11 protein-coding genes are annotated in these 16,545 nt (G+C 73.1%); 8 read left to right on the top strand and 3 right to left on the bottom strand.

Annotated elements, in window-relative coordinates; all coding sequences use genetic code 11:
* Positions 1-216 precede the first annotated feature (216 nt).
* Together AB0O11_RS36270 and AB0O11_RS36275 are read right to left on the bottom strand one after the other, a co-directional pair.
* Positions 217-1,041, bottom strand: coding sequence for an ABC transporter permease (locus tag AB0O11_RS36270; protein WP_363395906.1), 825 nt, complete (start codon positions 1,039-1,041; stop codon positions 217-219).
* A 17-nt stretch (positions 1,042-1,058) separates the two neighbouring features.
* Positions 1,059-2,024, bottom strand: coding sequence for an ATP-binding cassette domain-containing protein (locus AB0O11_RS36275; protein ID WP_363395876.1), 966 nt, complete (start codon positions 2,022-2,024; stop codon positions 1,059-1,061).
* Positions 2,025-2,415: 391 nt separating this feature from the next.
* Here AB0O11_RS36275 and AB0O11_RS36280 point away from each other — a divergent pair, with 391 nt between their 5' ends.
* From AB0O11_RS36280 to AB0O11_RS36295, 4 genes are all read left to right on the top strand, one after another.
* Positions 2,416-2,859 carry a pyridoxamine 5'-phosphate oxidase family protein gene (locus AB0O11_RS36280; RefSeq protein ID WP_363395879.1) on the top strand — a complete coding sequence of 148 codons (444 nt, stop codon included), beginning with the start codon at positions 2,416-2,418 and terminating at the stop codon, positions 2,857-2,859.
* A 43-nt stretch (positions 2,860-2,902) separates the two neighbouring features.
* Positions 2,903-5,962: an amino acid adenylation domain-containing protein gene (locus AB0O11_RS36285; RefSeq protein WP_363395882.1), complete on the top strand. Its 3,060-nt coding sequence runs from the start codon at positions 2,903-2,905 to the stop codon at positions 5,960-5,962.
* 42 nt (positions 5,963-6,004) lie between these two features.
* Positions 6,005-7,228 (top strand): cytochrome P450, encoded by a 1,224-nt coding sequence (locus tag AB0O11_RS36290; protein ID WP_363395885.1) that lies wholly within the window; start codon positions 6,005-6,007, stop codon positions 7,226-7,228.
* A gap of 86 nt (positions 7,229-7,314) precedes the next feature.
* Entirely contained in the window at positions 7,315-8,535 is a 1,221-nt protein-coding gene (locus AB0O11_RS36295; protein WP_363395888.1) for a cytochrome P450, read from the top strand.
* Between the two features lie 357 nt (positions 8,536-8,892).
* On the opposite strand, the gene AB0O11_RS36300 is transcribed toward AB0O11_RS36295, so the two are convergent.
* Positions 8,893-9,804 carry a LysR family transcriptional regulator gene (locus tag AB0O11_RS36300; RefSeq protein ID WP_363395891.1) on the bottom strand — a complete coding sequence of 304 codons (912 nt, stop codon included), beginning with the start codon at positions 9,802-9,804 and terminating at the stop codon, positions 8,893-8,895.
* A 296-nt stretch (positions 9,805-10,100) separates the two neighbouring features.
* Here AB0O11_RS36300 and AB0O11_RS36305 point away from each other — a divergent pair, with 296 nt between their 5' ends.
* The 4 genes from AB0O11_RS36305 to AB0O11_RS36320 all read left to right on the top strand — a co-directional run bounded on the left by AB0O11_RS36305 (position 10,101) and on the right by AB0O11_RS36320 (position 16,368).
* A complete protein-coding gene (locus tag AB0O11_RS36305; protein WP_363395894.1) occupies positions 10,101-11,486 on the top strand; it encodes a hypothetical protein in 1,386 nt (461 codons plus the stop codon).
* Between the two features lie 151 nt (positions 11,487-11,637).
* On the top strand, positions 11,638-13,095 hold the full coding sequence (locus tag AB0O11_RS36310; protein WP_363395897.1) for a hypothetical protein: 1,458 nt from the start codon (positions 11,638-11,640) through the stop codon (positions 13,093-13,095).
* A 151-nt stretch (positions 13,096-13,246) separates the two neighbouring features.
* Complete coding sequence (locus tag AB0O11_RS36315; protein WP_363395900.1) at positions 13,247-14,653, top strand: hypothetical protein; 1,407 nt, start codon at positions 13,247-13,249, stop codon at positions 14,651-14,653.
* Positions 14,654-14,802: 149 nt separating this feature from the next.
* Positions 14,803-16,368: a hypothetical protein gene (locus AB0O11_RS36320; protein ID WP_363395903.1), complete on the top strand. Its 1,566-nt coding sequence runs from the start codon at positions 14,803-14,805 to the stop codon at positions 16,366-16,368.
* Positions 16,369-16,545: the final 177 nt, after the last annotated feature.

Below are 16,545 nucleotides of genomic sequence, written 5' to 3' on the forward strand. Positions count from 1 at the left end.
GCAGGCGGTGAGCTCGGGTGGATCGGCGCGGCTCAGCTCACGGCGGGGCGGGGCGATGCGATGCGATGCTGCGCCAGTACGTGGAGCAGCGTGTGGACACGGTGGTCCACCGGCGGCCCGGAATCAGCTACAGGACACTGCGGATCAGGACCGGACAACTCGTGACGCGTGGAAGCGCCTGACCACACGCTTCCGTGCGACGGTGCCGCAGCCCGGTCAGCTGGTCGCGTTGCGGTACTTGCGCACCGCCAGCCAGGAGAACAGCGCCGTGATCAGCAGTGACCAGAGCGCAGACGCCGCAATCGGATGCTGCATCGGCCAGACGTTCGAGCCGCTGTCGGCCCCGGGGTTGCCGAACAGGTTCCGGCAGGCCTGGACGGTGGCGCTGAACGGGTTCCAGTAGGCGATCGTCTGCAGCCACTCCGGCATGGTGTCCACCGGTACGAAGGCGTTGGAGAGAAACGTGAGCGGGAAGAGCCAGATCAGGCCGGCCGAACTGGCGGCCTCCGGGCTGCGCACCGACAGGCCGATCAGCGCCCCGATCCAGGAGAAGGCGTAGCCCAGCGCGAGCAGCAGCAGGAAGGCACCCAGTGCCCTGAGCACCCCGCGGTGCGCCCCCCAGCCCACCGGCATCGCCACGATCGCCAGCACCAGCAGGGTGAAGGCGCTCTGCGCCAGGTCGGCCAGGGTCCGCCCGGCGAGCACCGCCGAGCGTGTCATGGGCAGCGAGCGGAAGCGGTCCATCAGGCCCTTCGTCATGTCCTCCGCGATGCCGGCGGAGGCCCCCTCCACCGCGAAGGTGACCGTCTGGGCGAAGATCCCGGCCATCAGGAACTCGTGGTAGCCGCCGCCCGGTACGTTGATCGCGCCGCCCAGCACGTACGAGAAGAGCAGCACGAACATCACGGGCTGCAGCAGCCCGAGGATCACGATCTCGGGGATCCGGGTCATCCGGCGCAGGTTCCGCTGGGCGACCACCCAGGAATCGTGTGCCATCTGGACGACTCCGCCGCGCGGCTGCGGGATCGCCCGTCCCCTCATGACGGTGTCGACCACGGTCAGACCTCCTTGTCAGGGCCGGTCCCCCCGGCCGTGTGGCCGGTGAGGAAGAGGAAGACGTCGTCGAGGGTGGGCCTGCGCAGGCCGATGTCGTCGATGACGATGCCCCGCCCGTCCAGCTCGCGGATGACGTCGGCGAGTACCCGGGCGCCCCCGTCCACCGGCATGGCGATCCGCCGGGTGTGCTGCTCCACGCTGGGCCGGCCCTTGCCGTACGGGGTGAGCGCCGCGACGGCCGCACCGATCAGCTCGCGCCGGTGGACCACCACTTCCACCCGCTCGCCGCCGATCCTGGCCTTGAGGTCGTCGGCGGAGCCGCGTGCGATCACCCGGCCGCGGTCGACCACGGCGATGTCGTGCGCGAGGCGGTCGGCCTCCTCCAGGTGCTGGGTGGTGAGCAGCAGGGTGGTGCCCTCCGCCACCAGCATCTCGATGACCTCCCACAGCGCCAGCCGGTTGCGCGGGTCCAGACCGGTGGTGGGTTCGTCGAGGAACATCACCGGGGGCCGCACCACCAGCGCGGCCGCCAGGTCGAGCCGGCGGCGCATACCGCCGGAGTAGGTCCTGGCCAGCCGGTCGGCCGCCTCGGCGAGGTCGAACCACTCCAGCAGCTCCCGGGCGCGCGCCTTGGCGGCCCTGGTCCGCATCTGGTAGAGCCGGCCGACCATCTGGAGGTTCTCCCGGCCGGTGAGGTACTCGTCGACCGCCGCGTACTGGCCGCACAGACCCATCAGACTGCGGACCCGGGCGGGGTGCCTGAGCACGTCCACGCCCGCCACGTGAGCGCTGCCGACGTCGGGGCGCAGCAGAGTGGTGAGCACCCGTACCGTGGTGCTCTTGCCCGAGCCGTTGGGGCCGAGCAGGCCCAGTACCGTCCCCTCCGGCACGTCCAGGTCGAGCCCGTCCAGGGCCCGTACGTCGCCGAAGGTCTTCACCAGGCCCTCGGCTCGGATGGCCGCCCTCATTCGCCTCCTCCTTCTCCCGGTGAACCACCTGACGGCCGGCGCTGACAGGACCTCTCATTCTGCTTTCCGGCGGGGGGAGCGGCCCGGTAGCCCACGCCCCGGCGGGCCCCGTGTTCGCGGTGGCCCGTCGGGCAGCCCGCCCGGATGCGAGCCACCCGGGTGTGGTGGAAGTCTGGGAGAGGGACCGGGCCGGCCGAGCCGCCGGTTCCGAAGGCCGCGCACACCGGCCGAGGGCGGCTGCGCGGTCGCACGGACCCGCGGCGGCCGCGCGCCGGCCGATCGGAGGTCCGCCCGTCGGCCCGTGCTCCGCACCACGGTCAGCACCGTCGACACCGGACGCGTTTTCTGTCGGACCCCCTGCCGAATCGAGGCGGTACCAGTGGATCTCAGGATGTCGGTCGAAGACCGGGAGGAATTCCTCGCCGGAGTGCACGTGGGGATCCTGGGGGTGGACGATCCACGCGACGGCGGTGGGCCGTTACTGCTCCCGATCTGGTACTCCTACCGGCCCGGCGGGCTGGTGACGGTCCAGACCGGGCGGGAATCGCTGAAGGCCCGGCTCATCCGCGGCGCGGGCCGGTTCAGCCTGTGCACGCAGAACGAGACGGCACCGTACCGGTACGTCAGCGTGGAGGGGCCCGTGGTGGCCGTCGAGGACCCGATCCCGCCGGCCGAACACGAGGAGCTGGCCCACCGGTACCTGGACCCGGACACGGCGACGGCGTACCTGGCGGCCAACCGCCGGCAACTGACCGACAACATCCTCATCCGCATGAGGCCCGAAAGATGGCGGACCGCCGACTTCGCCGCCTTCGCCGAGGAGTTCGAGCATTAGCTGCTCGTGCCCCCGGACATGCAGCAGAGAGCGGGACATTCCGATGAACACCCGGGCCACGACGCACCAGGCGGCGGACGAGCACCCCGAGAAGGTGGGCTATCCACGCGACCGGTGTCTCCACGAGCTGTTCGACGCCCGGGCGGCACACCGCCCGCAGGCCACCGCCTGCACACAGCACGGCCGCGGCATCAGCTACGGCGAGCTCAGGATCCGCTCCGACGCACTGGCCACCCGGCTGCACGACTCCGGTGTGCGGCACGGCGACATGGTCGGGGTGTGCGGGGCACGGTGCCCGGAAGCGCTGGTCGCCTTCCTGGGCATCCTCAAGACCGGCGCGGCGTACGTCCCGCTCGACGACGCCTCGCCGCCGGCGCGACTGCAGGCGATGGCCGAGGACGCGGGGGTGCACACCGTCGTCTTACTGCCCGGCAGCGCCCGCCGGATCCGGCGCGTGCGCACCCGTGTCGACCTGGCCGGCCCGGCACCGGCCGCGCCGGCCGCGGTACCAAGGACCCGGGTACGGCCCACCGACTGCGCCTACGTGATGTTCACCTCCGGCTCGACCGGCCGCCCCAAACCGGTGGCGATCCCGCACCGCGGAGTCGTGCGGCTGGCGTTCTCCGACCTGGTCGGCCAGCAGCCTCGGCCCGGTGAGCGGGTGCTGCACGCCTACGGACTCTCCTCGGACGCCTCCACGATCGAGATCTGGCCCCCGCTGCTCGCCGGCGCCTGCATCGTGATCGCCGACCAGGAGGAGCTGCTGTCACCGGCCGCCCTCGAGTCGCTGCTGCGCTCCGAACACGTCGGCATCGCCTATCTGACCACCGGCGTGTTCCACCACATCGCCCGCACCAGGCCGTCGGCACTGCGGTCCCTGCGGTTCGCCTCGGCCGGCGGTGAGGCGATGGACCCGGAGCTGGCCCGCGCGGTACTTGCGGCCTGCCCGGGCACCGCCGTGGTCAACTTCTACGGCCCGACCGAGAACAGCGTCGTCTCCACCGCACACCTGGTACACGATCTGCCGCCCGAGGCGACGGCCGTGCCGATCGGCCGCCCGCTGGAGAACTCCACCTGCCAGGTACTGCGTGCGAACGGCACCCCCGCCGGCACCGGTGAGGAGGGCGAACTCCTCGTCGGCGGAGACGGGCTCGCACTCGGATACCTCGGCGACCCGGAGCTGACCGCGGAACGCTTCGTCGACAACCCCGTCGAGCCCGGTACGCGCCTCTACCGCACCGGTGACCGGGTGCTCCGGCGCGCGGACGGCGCGCTGGAGTACCGGGCCCGGGTCGACAGGCAGATCAAACTGCGCGGGCACCGCATCGAACCGGAGGAGATAGAGGCCCGGTTGCGGGCGGATGACGCAGTGGGCGAGGCCGTCGTCGAACGGGACGGCGACACACTGATCGGGTACATGACATCAGCTCGTCCCGGCCAGGCACTGCCCCTGGACCACATCCGCGATTCCCTCGCCACCTGGCTGCCCGCCGTCGCGGTACCTGCGCGGCTGATGGAACTCGCACAGTTCCCGGTCACCGCCGGCGGCAAGGTCGACCGCCACCGGCTGCGCAGGCTGGCGGCGGCCGAAACCGCCGCCACCCCGGCAGTGGCGGACGGCCCCGGGCCCGGTCTGCGGGACACGGTGGCGCAGGTCTGGCAGGTGGTACTGGGCGTGCACCCGGCACCGGGCGACAGCTTCTTCGCCATCGGCGGCGACTCCCTGCTCGCAGCCGAAGCAGTCACCCGTACGCTGACCGCCTTCGGCCTCGACGCCCGGCACGGCCGCACCCTGGTCCACAGCCTGCTGCGATCCCCCACGCTGGAGGACTTCACCGCCGCCGTCGCCACCATCAGGGACCGGCCCGGCAGGGCGAGCGCCGACACGGGACCGGTGGACTTCCGCGCCGAAGCACAGCTGGGCTTCACCCTGCCGGCGCAACGCGGACCGGACCCCGACTGGCGGCATCCAGGGGAAGTGCTGCTCACCGGCGCCTCCGGCTTCGTCGGCGCGTTCCTGCTGGCCGCGCTGCTGCGCCGCACCGACGCCCGGGTGCACTGCCCGGTGCGAAGCCGGGACCGTGCCCACGCCCGGCAGAAGGTGGCGCGGACCCTGACCCGCTTCGACCTCGCCACCGACGAAGCCCCCGAAGCCGCCGACCGCATCGTGTGCTTCCCCGCCGACCTCGCCGAGCCTGGCCTCGGTCTGGAACCAGGCCGCGCCGACGAGCTCGCCGACACCCTCGACCTGGTGATCCACTCGGCCGCGCAGGTCAACTTCCTCTACCCGTACGAGGCGCTGCGCCGCACCAACGTGGAAGGCACCAGGGAGATCGTCCGGCTGGCGGCCGGGCGCGGCGTACCGCTGCACTTCCTCTCCACCATCGCGGTGCTGGCCGGCTTCGGTACTGCCGGCGTACGGCACGTCGACGAGGACCTGCCGCTCGACCACGCCGACCGGCTCACCATGGGCTACGCCGAGAGCAAGTGGGTCGCCGAAGAGGTGCTGCGCAACGCCGCGGACCAGGGCCTGCCGGTGGCGGTCTACCGGCCGTACGAGATCACCGGCGACCGGCACACCGGCGCCTGCAACACCGACACCGCGATCTGCTCGCTGTTCAAGACGATCAGCGAGACCGGGCTGGCCCCCGACATCCCGCTGCCGCTGGACTTCGTCCCGGTGGACTACCTCGCCGACGCGGTGGTGCACATCGCCACGGGGCACCGCACCACCCGCCGGACCTACCACCTGACCAATCCCCGCGCGGCGAGCCTGCGCGACATGCTCGACCGGATGGACGCGAGCGGCCACCGGATCAGCCGGCTCCCCTACGAGGAGTGGGTGGGCGAACTCGTCCGCCATGTCGCGCAGCACCCCACGAGCCCCACGGCCCCGTTCGTCTCCCTGTGCGTGGACCGCTGCAAGCAGGCGGACATGTCCGTCAAGGAGATGTACTTCGAGGGCACCTTCCCGACCGTCGGGCGGGCCAACGTCGAGCGCGACCTGGCCGCCGCGGGCCTGCACTGCCCTCCGGTCGACGCGGAGCTGTTGGACCGCTACCTGGAGTACTTCTACGCCACCGGCTACATCGAGCGCCCGTGACCGCAGCCCCCCGCAAGCAGCACCCTCGCAAGAGGAGCGAGCATGACCTCACAGCCGACCGGCACACTGGCACCCGGCCCCGAGCCGGACGTACTGGAGTTCCCGCTCCCACCGCCGGGCACCATGGGCCCGCCCGAGGAGTGCGCACGGCTACGCGAAAGCTGCCCCATGGCCAGGGTCAGGCTGCCGATGGACGCGACCGCCTGGTACGCCACCCGGTACGAGGACGTCCGGGAGCTGCTCGCGGACCCCCGGCTGATCAGGCCGACCATCAACGACTGGCCGCCCCGCCCCGGGCAGGCCCCGGACGACGGGCCGCGCCTGCTCACCATGGCGGAACTGGACGGCCCCCGGCACGTGGCGCTGCGCAGGGCCATAGCTCCGGCGTTCAGCTACCGAGCCGTCCGGGACCGACTGCCGCGCATCCGCGAACTCGCCGAGCACCTGCTGGAGGGGTTCGAGGAAGACGGCCGCGCCGGCGACCTGGTCGCCGGATTCACCGAACCGTTCCCGCTGCTCGTGCTGTGCGACCTGGTGGGCATCCCCTTCCAGGACCAGGACTGGTTCCTTCCGGTGCTGGACGCGGCCCTCGGTGGCATGGTGACCTCCGAGGAGGCACACAGGGTCACCGAGCTGCTGCGCGGCTACATGGCCGAGCTGATCGCACGGAAGCGGAGCCGACCCGGTGACGACGTCCTGACCCGGCTGGTCGGTCGGTGCGACGGCGGAGTGCTGACCCATGACGAGGTGATGGCCTTCGGGCTGTCCATGCTCACCGTCGGCTTCGGCATCAGCGGCTTCTTCCTGGCCGACTCGGTGCACACCCTGCTGGAGAGGCCGAAGCTGTGGGCCCGCCTGCGCGACCGCCGCGACCTCATGCCCGGGGCGGTGGAGGAGATACTGCGTTACATGCCGGTGATGAACGGCACCGTGCTGCTGCTCGCCACCGAGGACATCGAGGCAGGCGGGCAGAGCATCCGCGAGGGCGAAGCCGTCATCCCCGTACTGGCCTCCGCCAACCGTGACGGGAGTGTGTTCGCCGACGCCGCCCGGCTCGACGCGCGCCGCGCGGACAACCCCCACCTCGCCTTCGGCCGGGGAGCCCACAACTGCGTCGGCGCCCACCTGGCACGCGCCGAACTGACCGTCGGACTGGAGGCGTTGTTCGACCGCTTCCCCCGGCTGCGTCCGGCCGACGGGCACCAACCCCTCTGGGACGACCAGTCCGTCACCAAGTCACCGCTGACGCTCCCGGTCAGCTGGTGAACCGGCCCGCAGGCCCCTCGTACCCGGTCAAGCCCGGACGACCGGGCCTTCGCCCCCGGCCGCACACGAGAAGGGGCGGTCCACCCGTGAACAGCACACCGGAACCTGTCGTCGACGTGCCCGTCATCGACCTGCCCCTCCCGCCGCCGGGCACGATGGGGCCACCCGAGGAATACGGCCGGCTGCGCCAGGAGTGCCCGCTGGTCAAGGTCCGGCTGCCGATCGGCGCCACCGCCTGGTACGTCACCCGGTACGACGACGTCAAGGAACTGGTCGCCGACTCCCGGCTGATCCGGCCGAGCATCAACGCCTGGCCGCCCTGCCCCGGCCAGGCCCCCGGTGACGAGCCGGGCCTGATCACGATGATGGAACTGGAAGGCCCCCGGCACGCCGCCCTGCGCAGGACATTGAGCGAGCCGTTCAGTGTCCGGTCCGTCCGGAGCCGGCTGCCGCGCATCCGGCAGTCGGCCGACCGGCTGCTCGACGCGTTCCTCGGCGGGACCCAGCCCGGCGACCTGGTCATCCGGTTCCTCGAACCCTTCCCCGTCATGGTGATGTGCGACCTGGTGGGCATCCCCTACGACGACAGCCGGTACTTCCTGCCCAAGGCGGACGCCGCGCTCGGGGCCATACTCACCCTGAAGGAGGGCCGCGAGGCCACCTCCCAATTACGCGCGTACATCACCTCGCTGCTCGCGCAGAAGCGGCGCGAGCCCGGTGACGACGTGCTCACCAAACTGGTCCGCGAGTGCGAGCACGGCACGCTGGACCATGAGAGCGCGGTGAGCTTCGGGCTCTCCATGCTGGTCGCCGGATACCGCACGAGCACCATGTTCCTGGCCGACGCCGTGCTGACCCTGCTGACCGTGCCCGGCGAGTACGCACGCCTGCGCGACAACCGCGGCCTCATGCCCGGCGCGGTGGAGGAACTGCTGCGCTACGTACCGGTGATGAACGGCGTCGTCGTCCTCCAGGCCGTCGAGGACATCGAGCTGCGCGGCCGGACGATCCGCGCCGGCGACGCCGTGCTGCCCGTTCTCGCCTCCGCCAACCGCGACGGGAGTGTGTTCGCCGACGGAGACCGGCTCGACCTGTGCCGCGCGGACAACCCCCACCTCACCTTCGGCCGGGGAGCCCACAACTGCGTCGGCTCCCACCTGGCACGCGCCCAGATGACCGTATGCCTGGAGGCGCTGTTCGACCGGCTCCCCGGCCTGCGCCTGGCCGAAGGCCACCAGCCCATCTGGGAGGACGAGTCACCGAGCAAGTCGCCCATCACCCTCCCCGTCAGCTGGAGCGCCCCCTAGGGCCTGTCTTCAAACTCGCGTCTGCGGGGCGACGCCGGGGCACGCACCTCGCCGCGTAGGCGGCAGCCCTGGCGATGTCCCGTCGCGCGCTTCGGCAATGCGGACGGGCGGACCGCCGCGGCCGGCCACTCCGCACCGCACCGCCCCCGGCATCGCCCTTCTCCATGCCGAGCGCGCCTCCGCCGGGCGGGGCCCGTGGGAGACCGCCCGTGCCTGGCCGGCACCGGATACGGGTACGCCCTGGGGTCAGGGCCGATCGGCGGGTCGGGCGACCGCAAGACCTCGGCGATGCCCCGGGCCCGCCGGGCGCCGTCCGTCAGGGCTGCCGAGAACGTCGGCGAACCGTGGCGAGCCGGCTCACGCGCCCGCGGCAGCCGCCTCGGCGAGCGAGTCCAGGACCGGCCGGATCAGCGGGTGCGCGTCCGCCCCGGCCCGGACGGCGGCGAACACCCGGCGGGTGGCGAGCTCGCTGTCCACCGGGCGCACCGCGACCTCGCCGAGGTCGACGCCGCGCAGCGCCGAGCGCGGCACCAGCGCCACCCCCAGGCCCGCCGAGGCGAGTGCGACCACGGCCCGGAAGTCGTCGGAGGAGTGCAGCAGCCGGGGCTGGAACCCCGCGTGCTCGCAGGCCAGCAGCACCACGTCGTGGCAGGGGTTGCCCGGGTACGGCCCGATCCACGGTTCGTCGGCCAGCGCGGCGACGGCCAGCGGGCCGGACTCGGCGGCCAGCCGGTGGCCGAGCGGCAGCACGGCCTCGAAGGGCTCGGCGTACAGCGGCACCCGGGTCAGCCGGGCGTCGTCGGCGCGCGGGGCGCCCCGGTACTCGACGGCCACCGCGAGATCGGCCCGGCCGTCCAGCACCATCGGCAGGCTGGCGTCGCCCTCGGCGTCCAGCACCTTGAGCCGCACTCCGGGCGCGCGCCCGGCGAGCAGACCGACGGCGGGGGCGAGCACCGAGGCGATGGCGGTCGCGAAGGAGGTGACGGTGACCTCCCCGGAGACGCCCGCGCTGTACGCGGCGAGGTCGGCCTCGGCCCGCTCCAGCTGGGCGAGCACCACGTCGGCGTGGCCGAGCAGGATCTCCCCGGCGGCGGTCAGCCGCACGCCCCGGCCCTCCCGGGCGAGCAGGTGGTGGCCGGTCTCCTGCTCCAGGGCTGCCAGTTGCTGGGAGACCGCGGAGGGGGTCAGGTAGAGGGCGGCCGCCGCGGCGGTCACGGTGCGGTGGTCCGCCACGGCCCGCAGGGTCCGCAGCCGTCGTGCGTCGATCACGGACCAATTCTGCCAGCGTGGCGCGGCACGGCGGACCGGCCGGAGTGCGCCCGCCGCAGCGGACCGGTGGAAACCCGGCCGCCGGAGCGGGACGGCGGCACCACCCGCGGAAGCCGGCCGGCGGGACCGCAGGCTCCGGCCGGAGCGGGTTTCCGGTCAGGGATACCACCGGTGGCGTATTTCCGGACGAGATCGCTCCCGCCCGTTGACCACCCGCCCGGCCCGGCGCTTGGCTCGTGACCGAACCGGGCCGCGGGGGTCGTGGGCCCGGCACCGTCATCTGGGGAGGATGATCGATGACCGCCGCACGCACCCGCCGATGGCTGGCCCGTACCGCCGCCGTCCTGGCCGCCACGGCCGTGGCCGGCGCCGCGATGCCCGCCGCCGAGGCCCGCCCGCCCAAGGGCGACACCGCCCGGGTCAGCGAGGGCCCCAAGGGCGAAGGGCTCGACCGCGAGTCCTTCGCGCTCGGGCTGAGCGGCGACGGCCGCTACGCCCTGTTCTCGTCCTCCGCGTCCAACCTGCTGCCCGGCGGCCACGGCAGCTCGGGTGACGTCTACGTCCGGGACCTGCGCAACGGGCACCTCGAACGGATCGGCGTCGCCGCCGACGGCTCCGCGCTGGACGACGGCGCCGGCGACGCGGCGATCAGCGGTGACGGCCGGTACGTGGCGTTCACCACCCGCGCCACCAACGTGCTGCCCGGGCAGCAGAAGCACCAGAACGACGTCTTCGTCCAGGACCGATGGACCGGCCGCACCGAGCTGGTCACGGCCGGCGACGGCGTCTCCGGCGCGGGCGACGACCAGAGCATCCGCACCGCCTACGATCCGGCCGTCAGCTGGGACGGGCGGTACGTGACCTACTCCTCGGACCGCACCGACCTCGCCCCCGGCGTGCACGGCGGCAAGTTCAACATCTTCGTCACCGACCGCTGGACCCACACCACCCGGGTGGTCTCCACCGGCGCGGACGGCACCCCCGCCGACAACAGCTCCTACCGCCCGACGATCAGCGCGGACGGCACCGTCATCGGCTTCAGCTCGCGGGCCGGCAACCTGCTCCCGGCCGACCAGGCCCCGGCCGCCGTCGCCGGCAGCACCGACACCGCCTCCGGGCTGGCCGGCGCCCGCCGCTACCCGTACTTCGTGTGGGACGCCCGCACGGGCAGGCTCGTCGGCGCCAGTCGCGACGAGGCCGGGGAGCTCCGGGGCAGCGGCACCGACGGGCGGATCAGCCCCTCCGGCCGCTACGTGGTCTACGCCCTCTTCCAGGAGGGCGGCCGGCCGGGCTCGCACGGCGTCCACGAGGACGTCTTCGTCCACGAGCTCGCCACCGGCAAGGTCACCAAGGTCAGCACCCCACTGCCCGGCACCACCAACTTGGACTCCTCGTTCAACGCCGAGATGACCCTCGACGACCGCTGGGTCTTCTTCGCCTCCACCGCCTCCGTCCTGGTGCCCGACGACACCAACGGGCAGACCGACATCTTCCGCCACGACCTGTGGACCGGCCGGACCGACCGGGTCTCCCTCACCGCGGACGGCGGGCAGAGCACCTCCGCGTCCTACTTCCCGCACGTCGACGCGTTCGGCGGCACGCTGCTGTTCAGCGCCGACGACGGCAATCTGGTACCGGGCGACACCAACGGCAACGCGGACGTCTTCCGGCGCCGCCTCTGAGGTCCTGACTCCCCTCCGGAATCCGCCCGTTGGCGCATTTTCGGTCGAGATCACCCGCAACCGTTGACCACCGGCCCTCCCGGCGATTGGCTCGGCCCGAGCCCGCCGCCGGGAGGGAGTCCGGCCGGGTGATCCCAGGGGAGGATGATCCATGACCACCGCACGCACCCGCCGATGGCTCGCCCGTACCGCCGCCGTCCTGGTGGCCACCGCCGTGGCCGGCGCCGCGATGCCCGCCGCCGAGGCCCGCCCGCCCAAGGGCGACACCGCCCGGGTCAGCGAGGGCCCCAAGGGCGAGGCCCTGGACGGGGCCTCCCTCGCGCTCGGGCTGAGCGGCGACGGCCGGCTGGCCCTGTTCTCCTCGGCGGCGACCAACCTGCTGCCGGGCGGCGCCGGGGCCGTGGGCGACGTCTACGTCCGGGACCTGCGCAACGGCCACACCGAGCGGGTCAGCGTCGCCGACGACGGCTCCGCGCTGGACGGCGGCAGCAACGACGCGGCGATCAGCGGTGACGGCCGGTACGTGGTGTTCAGCAGCTACGCCACCAACGCGGTGCCCGGGCAGCCGAAGCACGAGAGCGACGTCTTCGTCCGCGACCGCTGGACCGGGCACACCGAGCTGGTCAGCGCGGGCGACGGCAGCTCCGGCGCGGGCGACGACCAGGGCATCCGCAACGCCTTCAACGCCGCCATCAGCTGGGACGGCCGCTACGTGGTCTACTCCTCCGACCGCACCGACCTCGCCCCCGGCGTGCGCCGCGGCAAGTTCAACATCTTCGTCACCGACCGCTGGACCCACACCACCCGGGTGATCAGCACCGGCGCGGACGGCTCCCCCGCCGACAACAGCTCCTACCGCCCGACGATCAGCGCGGACGGCACCGTCATCGGCTTCAACTCCCGGGCCGGCAACCTGCTACCGGCCGACCAGGCCCCGCCCGCCGCCGTCGCCATCGCCGCCGCAGCCGCGTCGGCGGCCGCGGACACCCCCGACCGCGCGGACCGGGCCGAGGCCGCACAGGCCCCGCGGGCCGCCGGCGCCGAGCCGGCCGGAATCCGCGCCTACCCGTACTACGTCTGGGACGCCCGCACCGGGCGGATCACCGGCGCCAGCTACGACGAGGCCGGCGAGTTCACCGGCAGCGGCGACGACGGGCGGATCAGCCCCTCCGGCCGCTACGCGGTCTACACCGTCTTCGAGGAGGGCGGCCGGCCCGGCTCGCACGGCCGGCACCAGGACGTCTACGTCCGCGAGCTCGCCACCGGCAAGACCACCAAGGTCAGCAAGCCGCTGTCCGGCGCCACGAACACCGACTCCTCCTACGACCCCGTGATGCCGCTGAACGACCGCTGGGTGTACTTCACCTCCGATGTCGCCGACCTGGTGCCCGGCGACACCAACGGGCAGGCCGACGTCTTCCGCCACGACCTGCGCAGCGGGCGCACCGAGCGGGTCACCCTCACCGAGGACGGCTCGCAGAGCACCACCTCCGCCTTCTTCCCGCAGGTCGACGCCGACGACACGACGCTGCTGTTCAGCGCCGAGGACGGCAACCTGGTGCCGGGCGTCGCCAACACCACCACGGACGTCTTCCGACGCCGCCTGTGAGCGCCTGACTCCCCTGGGGGATACGCCCGTTGACGTATTTCCCGGCGGGATCACGCCCGGCCGTTGACCGGCGGCCCTCCCGACGGTTGGCTCTGCGAAAGCCCGCCGCCGGGAGGGAGCTCGGCCGGGTGATCCCAGGGGAGGATGATCCATGACCGCCGCACGCACCCGCCGATGGCTCGCCCGTACCGCCGCCGTCCTGGTGGCCACCGCCGTGGCCGGCGCCGCGATGCCCGCCGCCGAGGCCCGCCCGCCCAAGGGCGACACCGCCCGGGTCAGCGAGGGCCCCAAGGACGAACAGCTCAACGGCGCCTCCAGGACGCTCGGGCTGAGCGAGGACGGCCGCTCCGCCCTCTTCACCTCCACCGCGACCAACCTGCTGCCCGGCGCCGGCGCCCCGAACTCCGACGAGGTCTACGTACGGAACCTGCGCAACGGGCACGTCGAGAAGGTCAGCGTCGCCGACGACGGCTCCCCACTGAACGCCCCCACCACCGACGCCGCGATCAGCGCCGACAGCCGGTACGTGGCCTTCAGCACCACCGCCACCAACGTGGTGCCCGGCCAACCGACGCACCCCAGCGACGTCTTCGTCCGCGACCGCTGGACCGGACACACCGAACTGGTCACCGCCGCCGCCCTGCCGAGCACCGACGACCAGAGCCTCTTCGGAGCCACCAGCCCCAGCATCAGCCGCGACGGCCGCTACGTCGCCTACGTCTCCAACCGCACCGACCTCGCCCCGGGGCCCGTACGGCGCGGCAAGAACAACATCTACGTCACCGACCGCTGGACGCACACCAGCCGACTGGTCACCGTCGGCGCCGACGGCGAACCCGCCAGCAACTACTCCCTCGATCCGATGATCAGTGCGGACGGCTCCGCCATCGCCTTCACCTCCCGGGCCGGCAACCTGCTCCCGGAGGACCCGACCCCCACCACCGAACCGGCCGCCGACGGGACCGGTCCCGACGCCGGGTCGCCGGGGCTGACGAGCGGGCCCATGCACCACCCCTCCTACGTCTGGAAGGCCGACACCGGCAGGATCGTCGCCGGCAGCCTGGACCGCACCGGGCAGCTGAGCGGCAGCAGCGACGGCCGGATCAGCCCGGACGGCCGCTACGCCGTCTACAGCGTCGCGGTCTACGGCTCGGGGCTGCCCGGCCACGGCAGCGTCCGGCTGGACGTGTACGTCCACGAGCTGGCCACCGGCAAGGTCACCGAGGTCAGCGCCGGCCTGCCGGGCACCACGGCGAACGGATCCGCGCGCGGCGCCGTCATGACGGCCGACGACCGCTGGGTCTACTTCAGCTCCTCCGCCGGCAACCTCGTCCCCGGCGACATCAGCCACCAGAGCAACGTCTTCCGCCGCGACCTGTGGACCGGCCGGATCGAAGTGGTCAGCCTCACCCGGGACGGCGCGCAGAGCACCACGTCCTCCTCCGGCCCGTACGTGGACGCCACCGGCGACACGGCGATCTTCACCGCCGGCGACGGCAACCTGGTCCCGGGGGACACCAACGGGGTGACGGACGTCTTCCTGCGCCGCCTCCGGTGACGTGATTCCCGTTCTGGATACGTCCGTTGACGTATTTTCAGCCGACATCACCGAAGGACGTTGACCCTCCGGCCCTCCCGACGGTTGGCTCGGCGAAAGCCCGCCGCCGGGAGGGAGCCCGGCCGGGCGATCAGAGGGGGGAAGACCTCATGACCCGTACCACCCGGACGACCCGCAACCGGTGGCTGTCGGGCGGCGGCAGCGTCCTGGCCGCGGCCGCCGTGCTCGCCGTCACCGCCGCCCCGGCCCAGGCCGCCCCGGTGCCGCGCGGCACCGTCCAGGTCAGCGTCGGGCTCAACGGCACCGCGCCCGACAACCAGTCGACGAGCCAGGGCATCAGCGCGAACGGCCGCTACGCCCTGTTCACCTCCTGGGCCACGAACCTGGTGGAGCAGCCTGCACTGGGCGGGCGCGACGCCTACGTGAAGGACCTGCGCACCGGCCGCACCGAGCGGGTCGACCTGTCCGACTCCGGCGAGGTGCTGAACGGCTGGACCGAACAGGCCGCGATCAGCGGCAACGGCCGCTACGTCGCCTTCGAGAGCAACGCCGACAACGTGGTGCCCGGCATGCAGGTCAAGGGGCGCACCGAGGTGTACGTCCGGGACCGGAAGACCGGCCGCACCGAGCTGGTCAGCGGCGGGCTCACCAGCACCGACACCGACCGGTTCCACTACTCGTACGCGCCCTCGATCAGCGCCGACGGCCGGTACGTGGCCTATGTGTCCTCCCGGACCGACCTGGACCCGACCGTCGTGGACCCCGATCCCGCGCCCTCGCTGGCCAGGCCCTACACCTGGAAGATCAACGTCTACCTCACCGACCGCTGGACCCACACCACCCGGCTGGTCTCCCGCGACGCGAACGGCAGGCCGGGCGAGAGCACGTCCATCCGCCCGAAGATCAGCGCGGACGGCCGCACCATCGGCTTCGGTTCCCTCTCCAGCCTGCTGCCGGACGATCAGACGCCCGGCCTCGCCGCCGCGGCCACCGCCTCCGCCTCCGCCTCCGCCGACGTGGAGCTCACCCCGGGCGCCGCCGAGGCCGCGCGCCGCAGCGTCCCGGAGGCCGTGGCGCAGCCGAGCCTGGCCCTACCGACCGCCGCCCCCTACTACACCTACGACGTACGGTCCGGGAAGCTCACCGCCGTGAGCGCGGGCCTCGACGGCCGGATCGGCAGCTCCAGCTTCGAGGCGACGATCAGCCCCGACGGGCGGCGCGCGATCTACACCCTGGCCGAGCCCGGCGGCTCGACCGGCGGCCACCGCTACCACACCGTGCTCTACGTGCGGGACCTGCGGACGGGCGTCGTGACGAAGGTCAGCGGCGGCCTGCCCGGCACCAGCTCGGTCGGCTCCTCCGACCACGGGTCGATCACCGCCGACAACCGTTGGATCTACTTCGAGTCCGCCGCCGACAACCTGGTGGCCGGGCCCCAGCACCCGGGCTGGGACGTCTACCGCCAGGACCTGCGCACCGGCCTCACCGAGCGGGTCTCCACCGCCCCGGACGGCTCGTTCGGCAACGGCTCCTCGCAGAACCCGCTGGTGTCCGCCTCCGGCACCACCGTGGTGTTCGACTCGACCAGCGGCAACCTGGTCGCCGGCGCCAACGGCCCGGTGGCGAGCGAGAACCCCCAGGTCTTCGCCAAGCCCACCGGGCTCCACCACGGCGACGACGACCAGGGCGACGACGACCAGGGCGAGGACGGCTGACCGCCACCCGGGAACCACGACGGGGGCGGAACGTCGGCCGGGCCGGCGTGCCGCCCCCGAAGCGGGAGGGTGGGGCAGGTGGATGGTGAGCCGTGGGGGGGGGGGGGCGGGTCTCGGGGGCGGGGGCCGGGGGGGGTGGGGGCCGCGCGCCGGCCGGGGGGGGGCGCGGGCGGCGCG

Origin of the sequence: Kitasatospora sp. NPDC093102 (genome assembly GCF_040683915.1) — a bacterium.
GTDB lineage: Bacteria > Actinomycetota > Actinomycetes > Streptomycetales > Streptomycetaceae > Kitasatospora.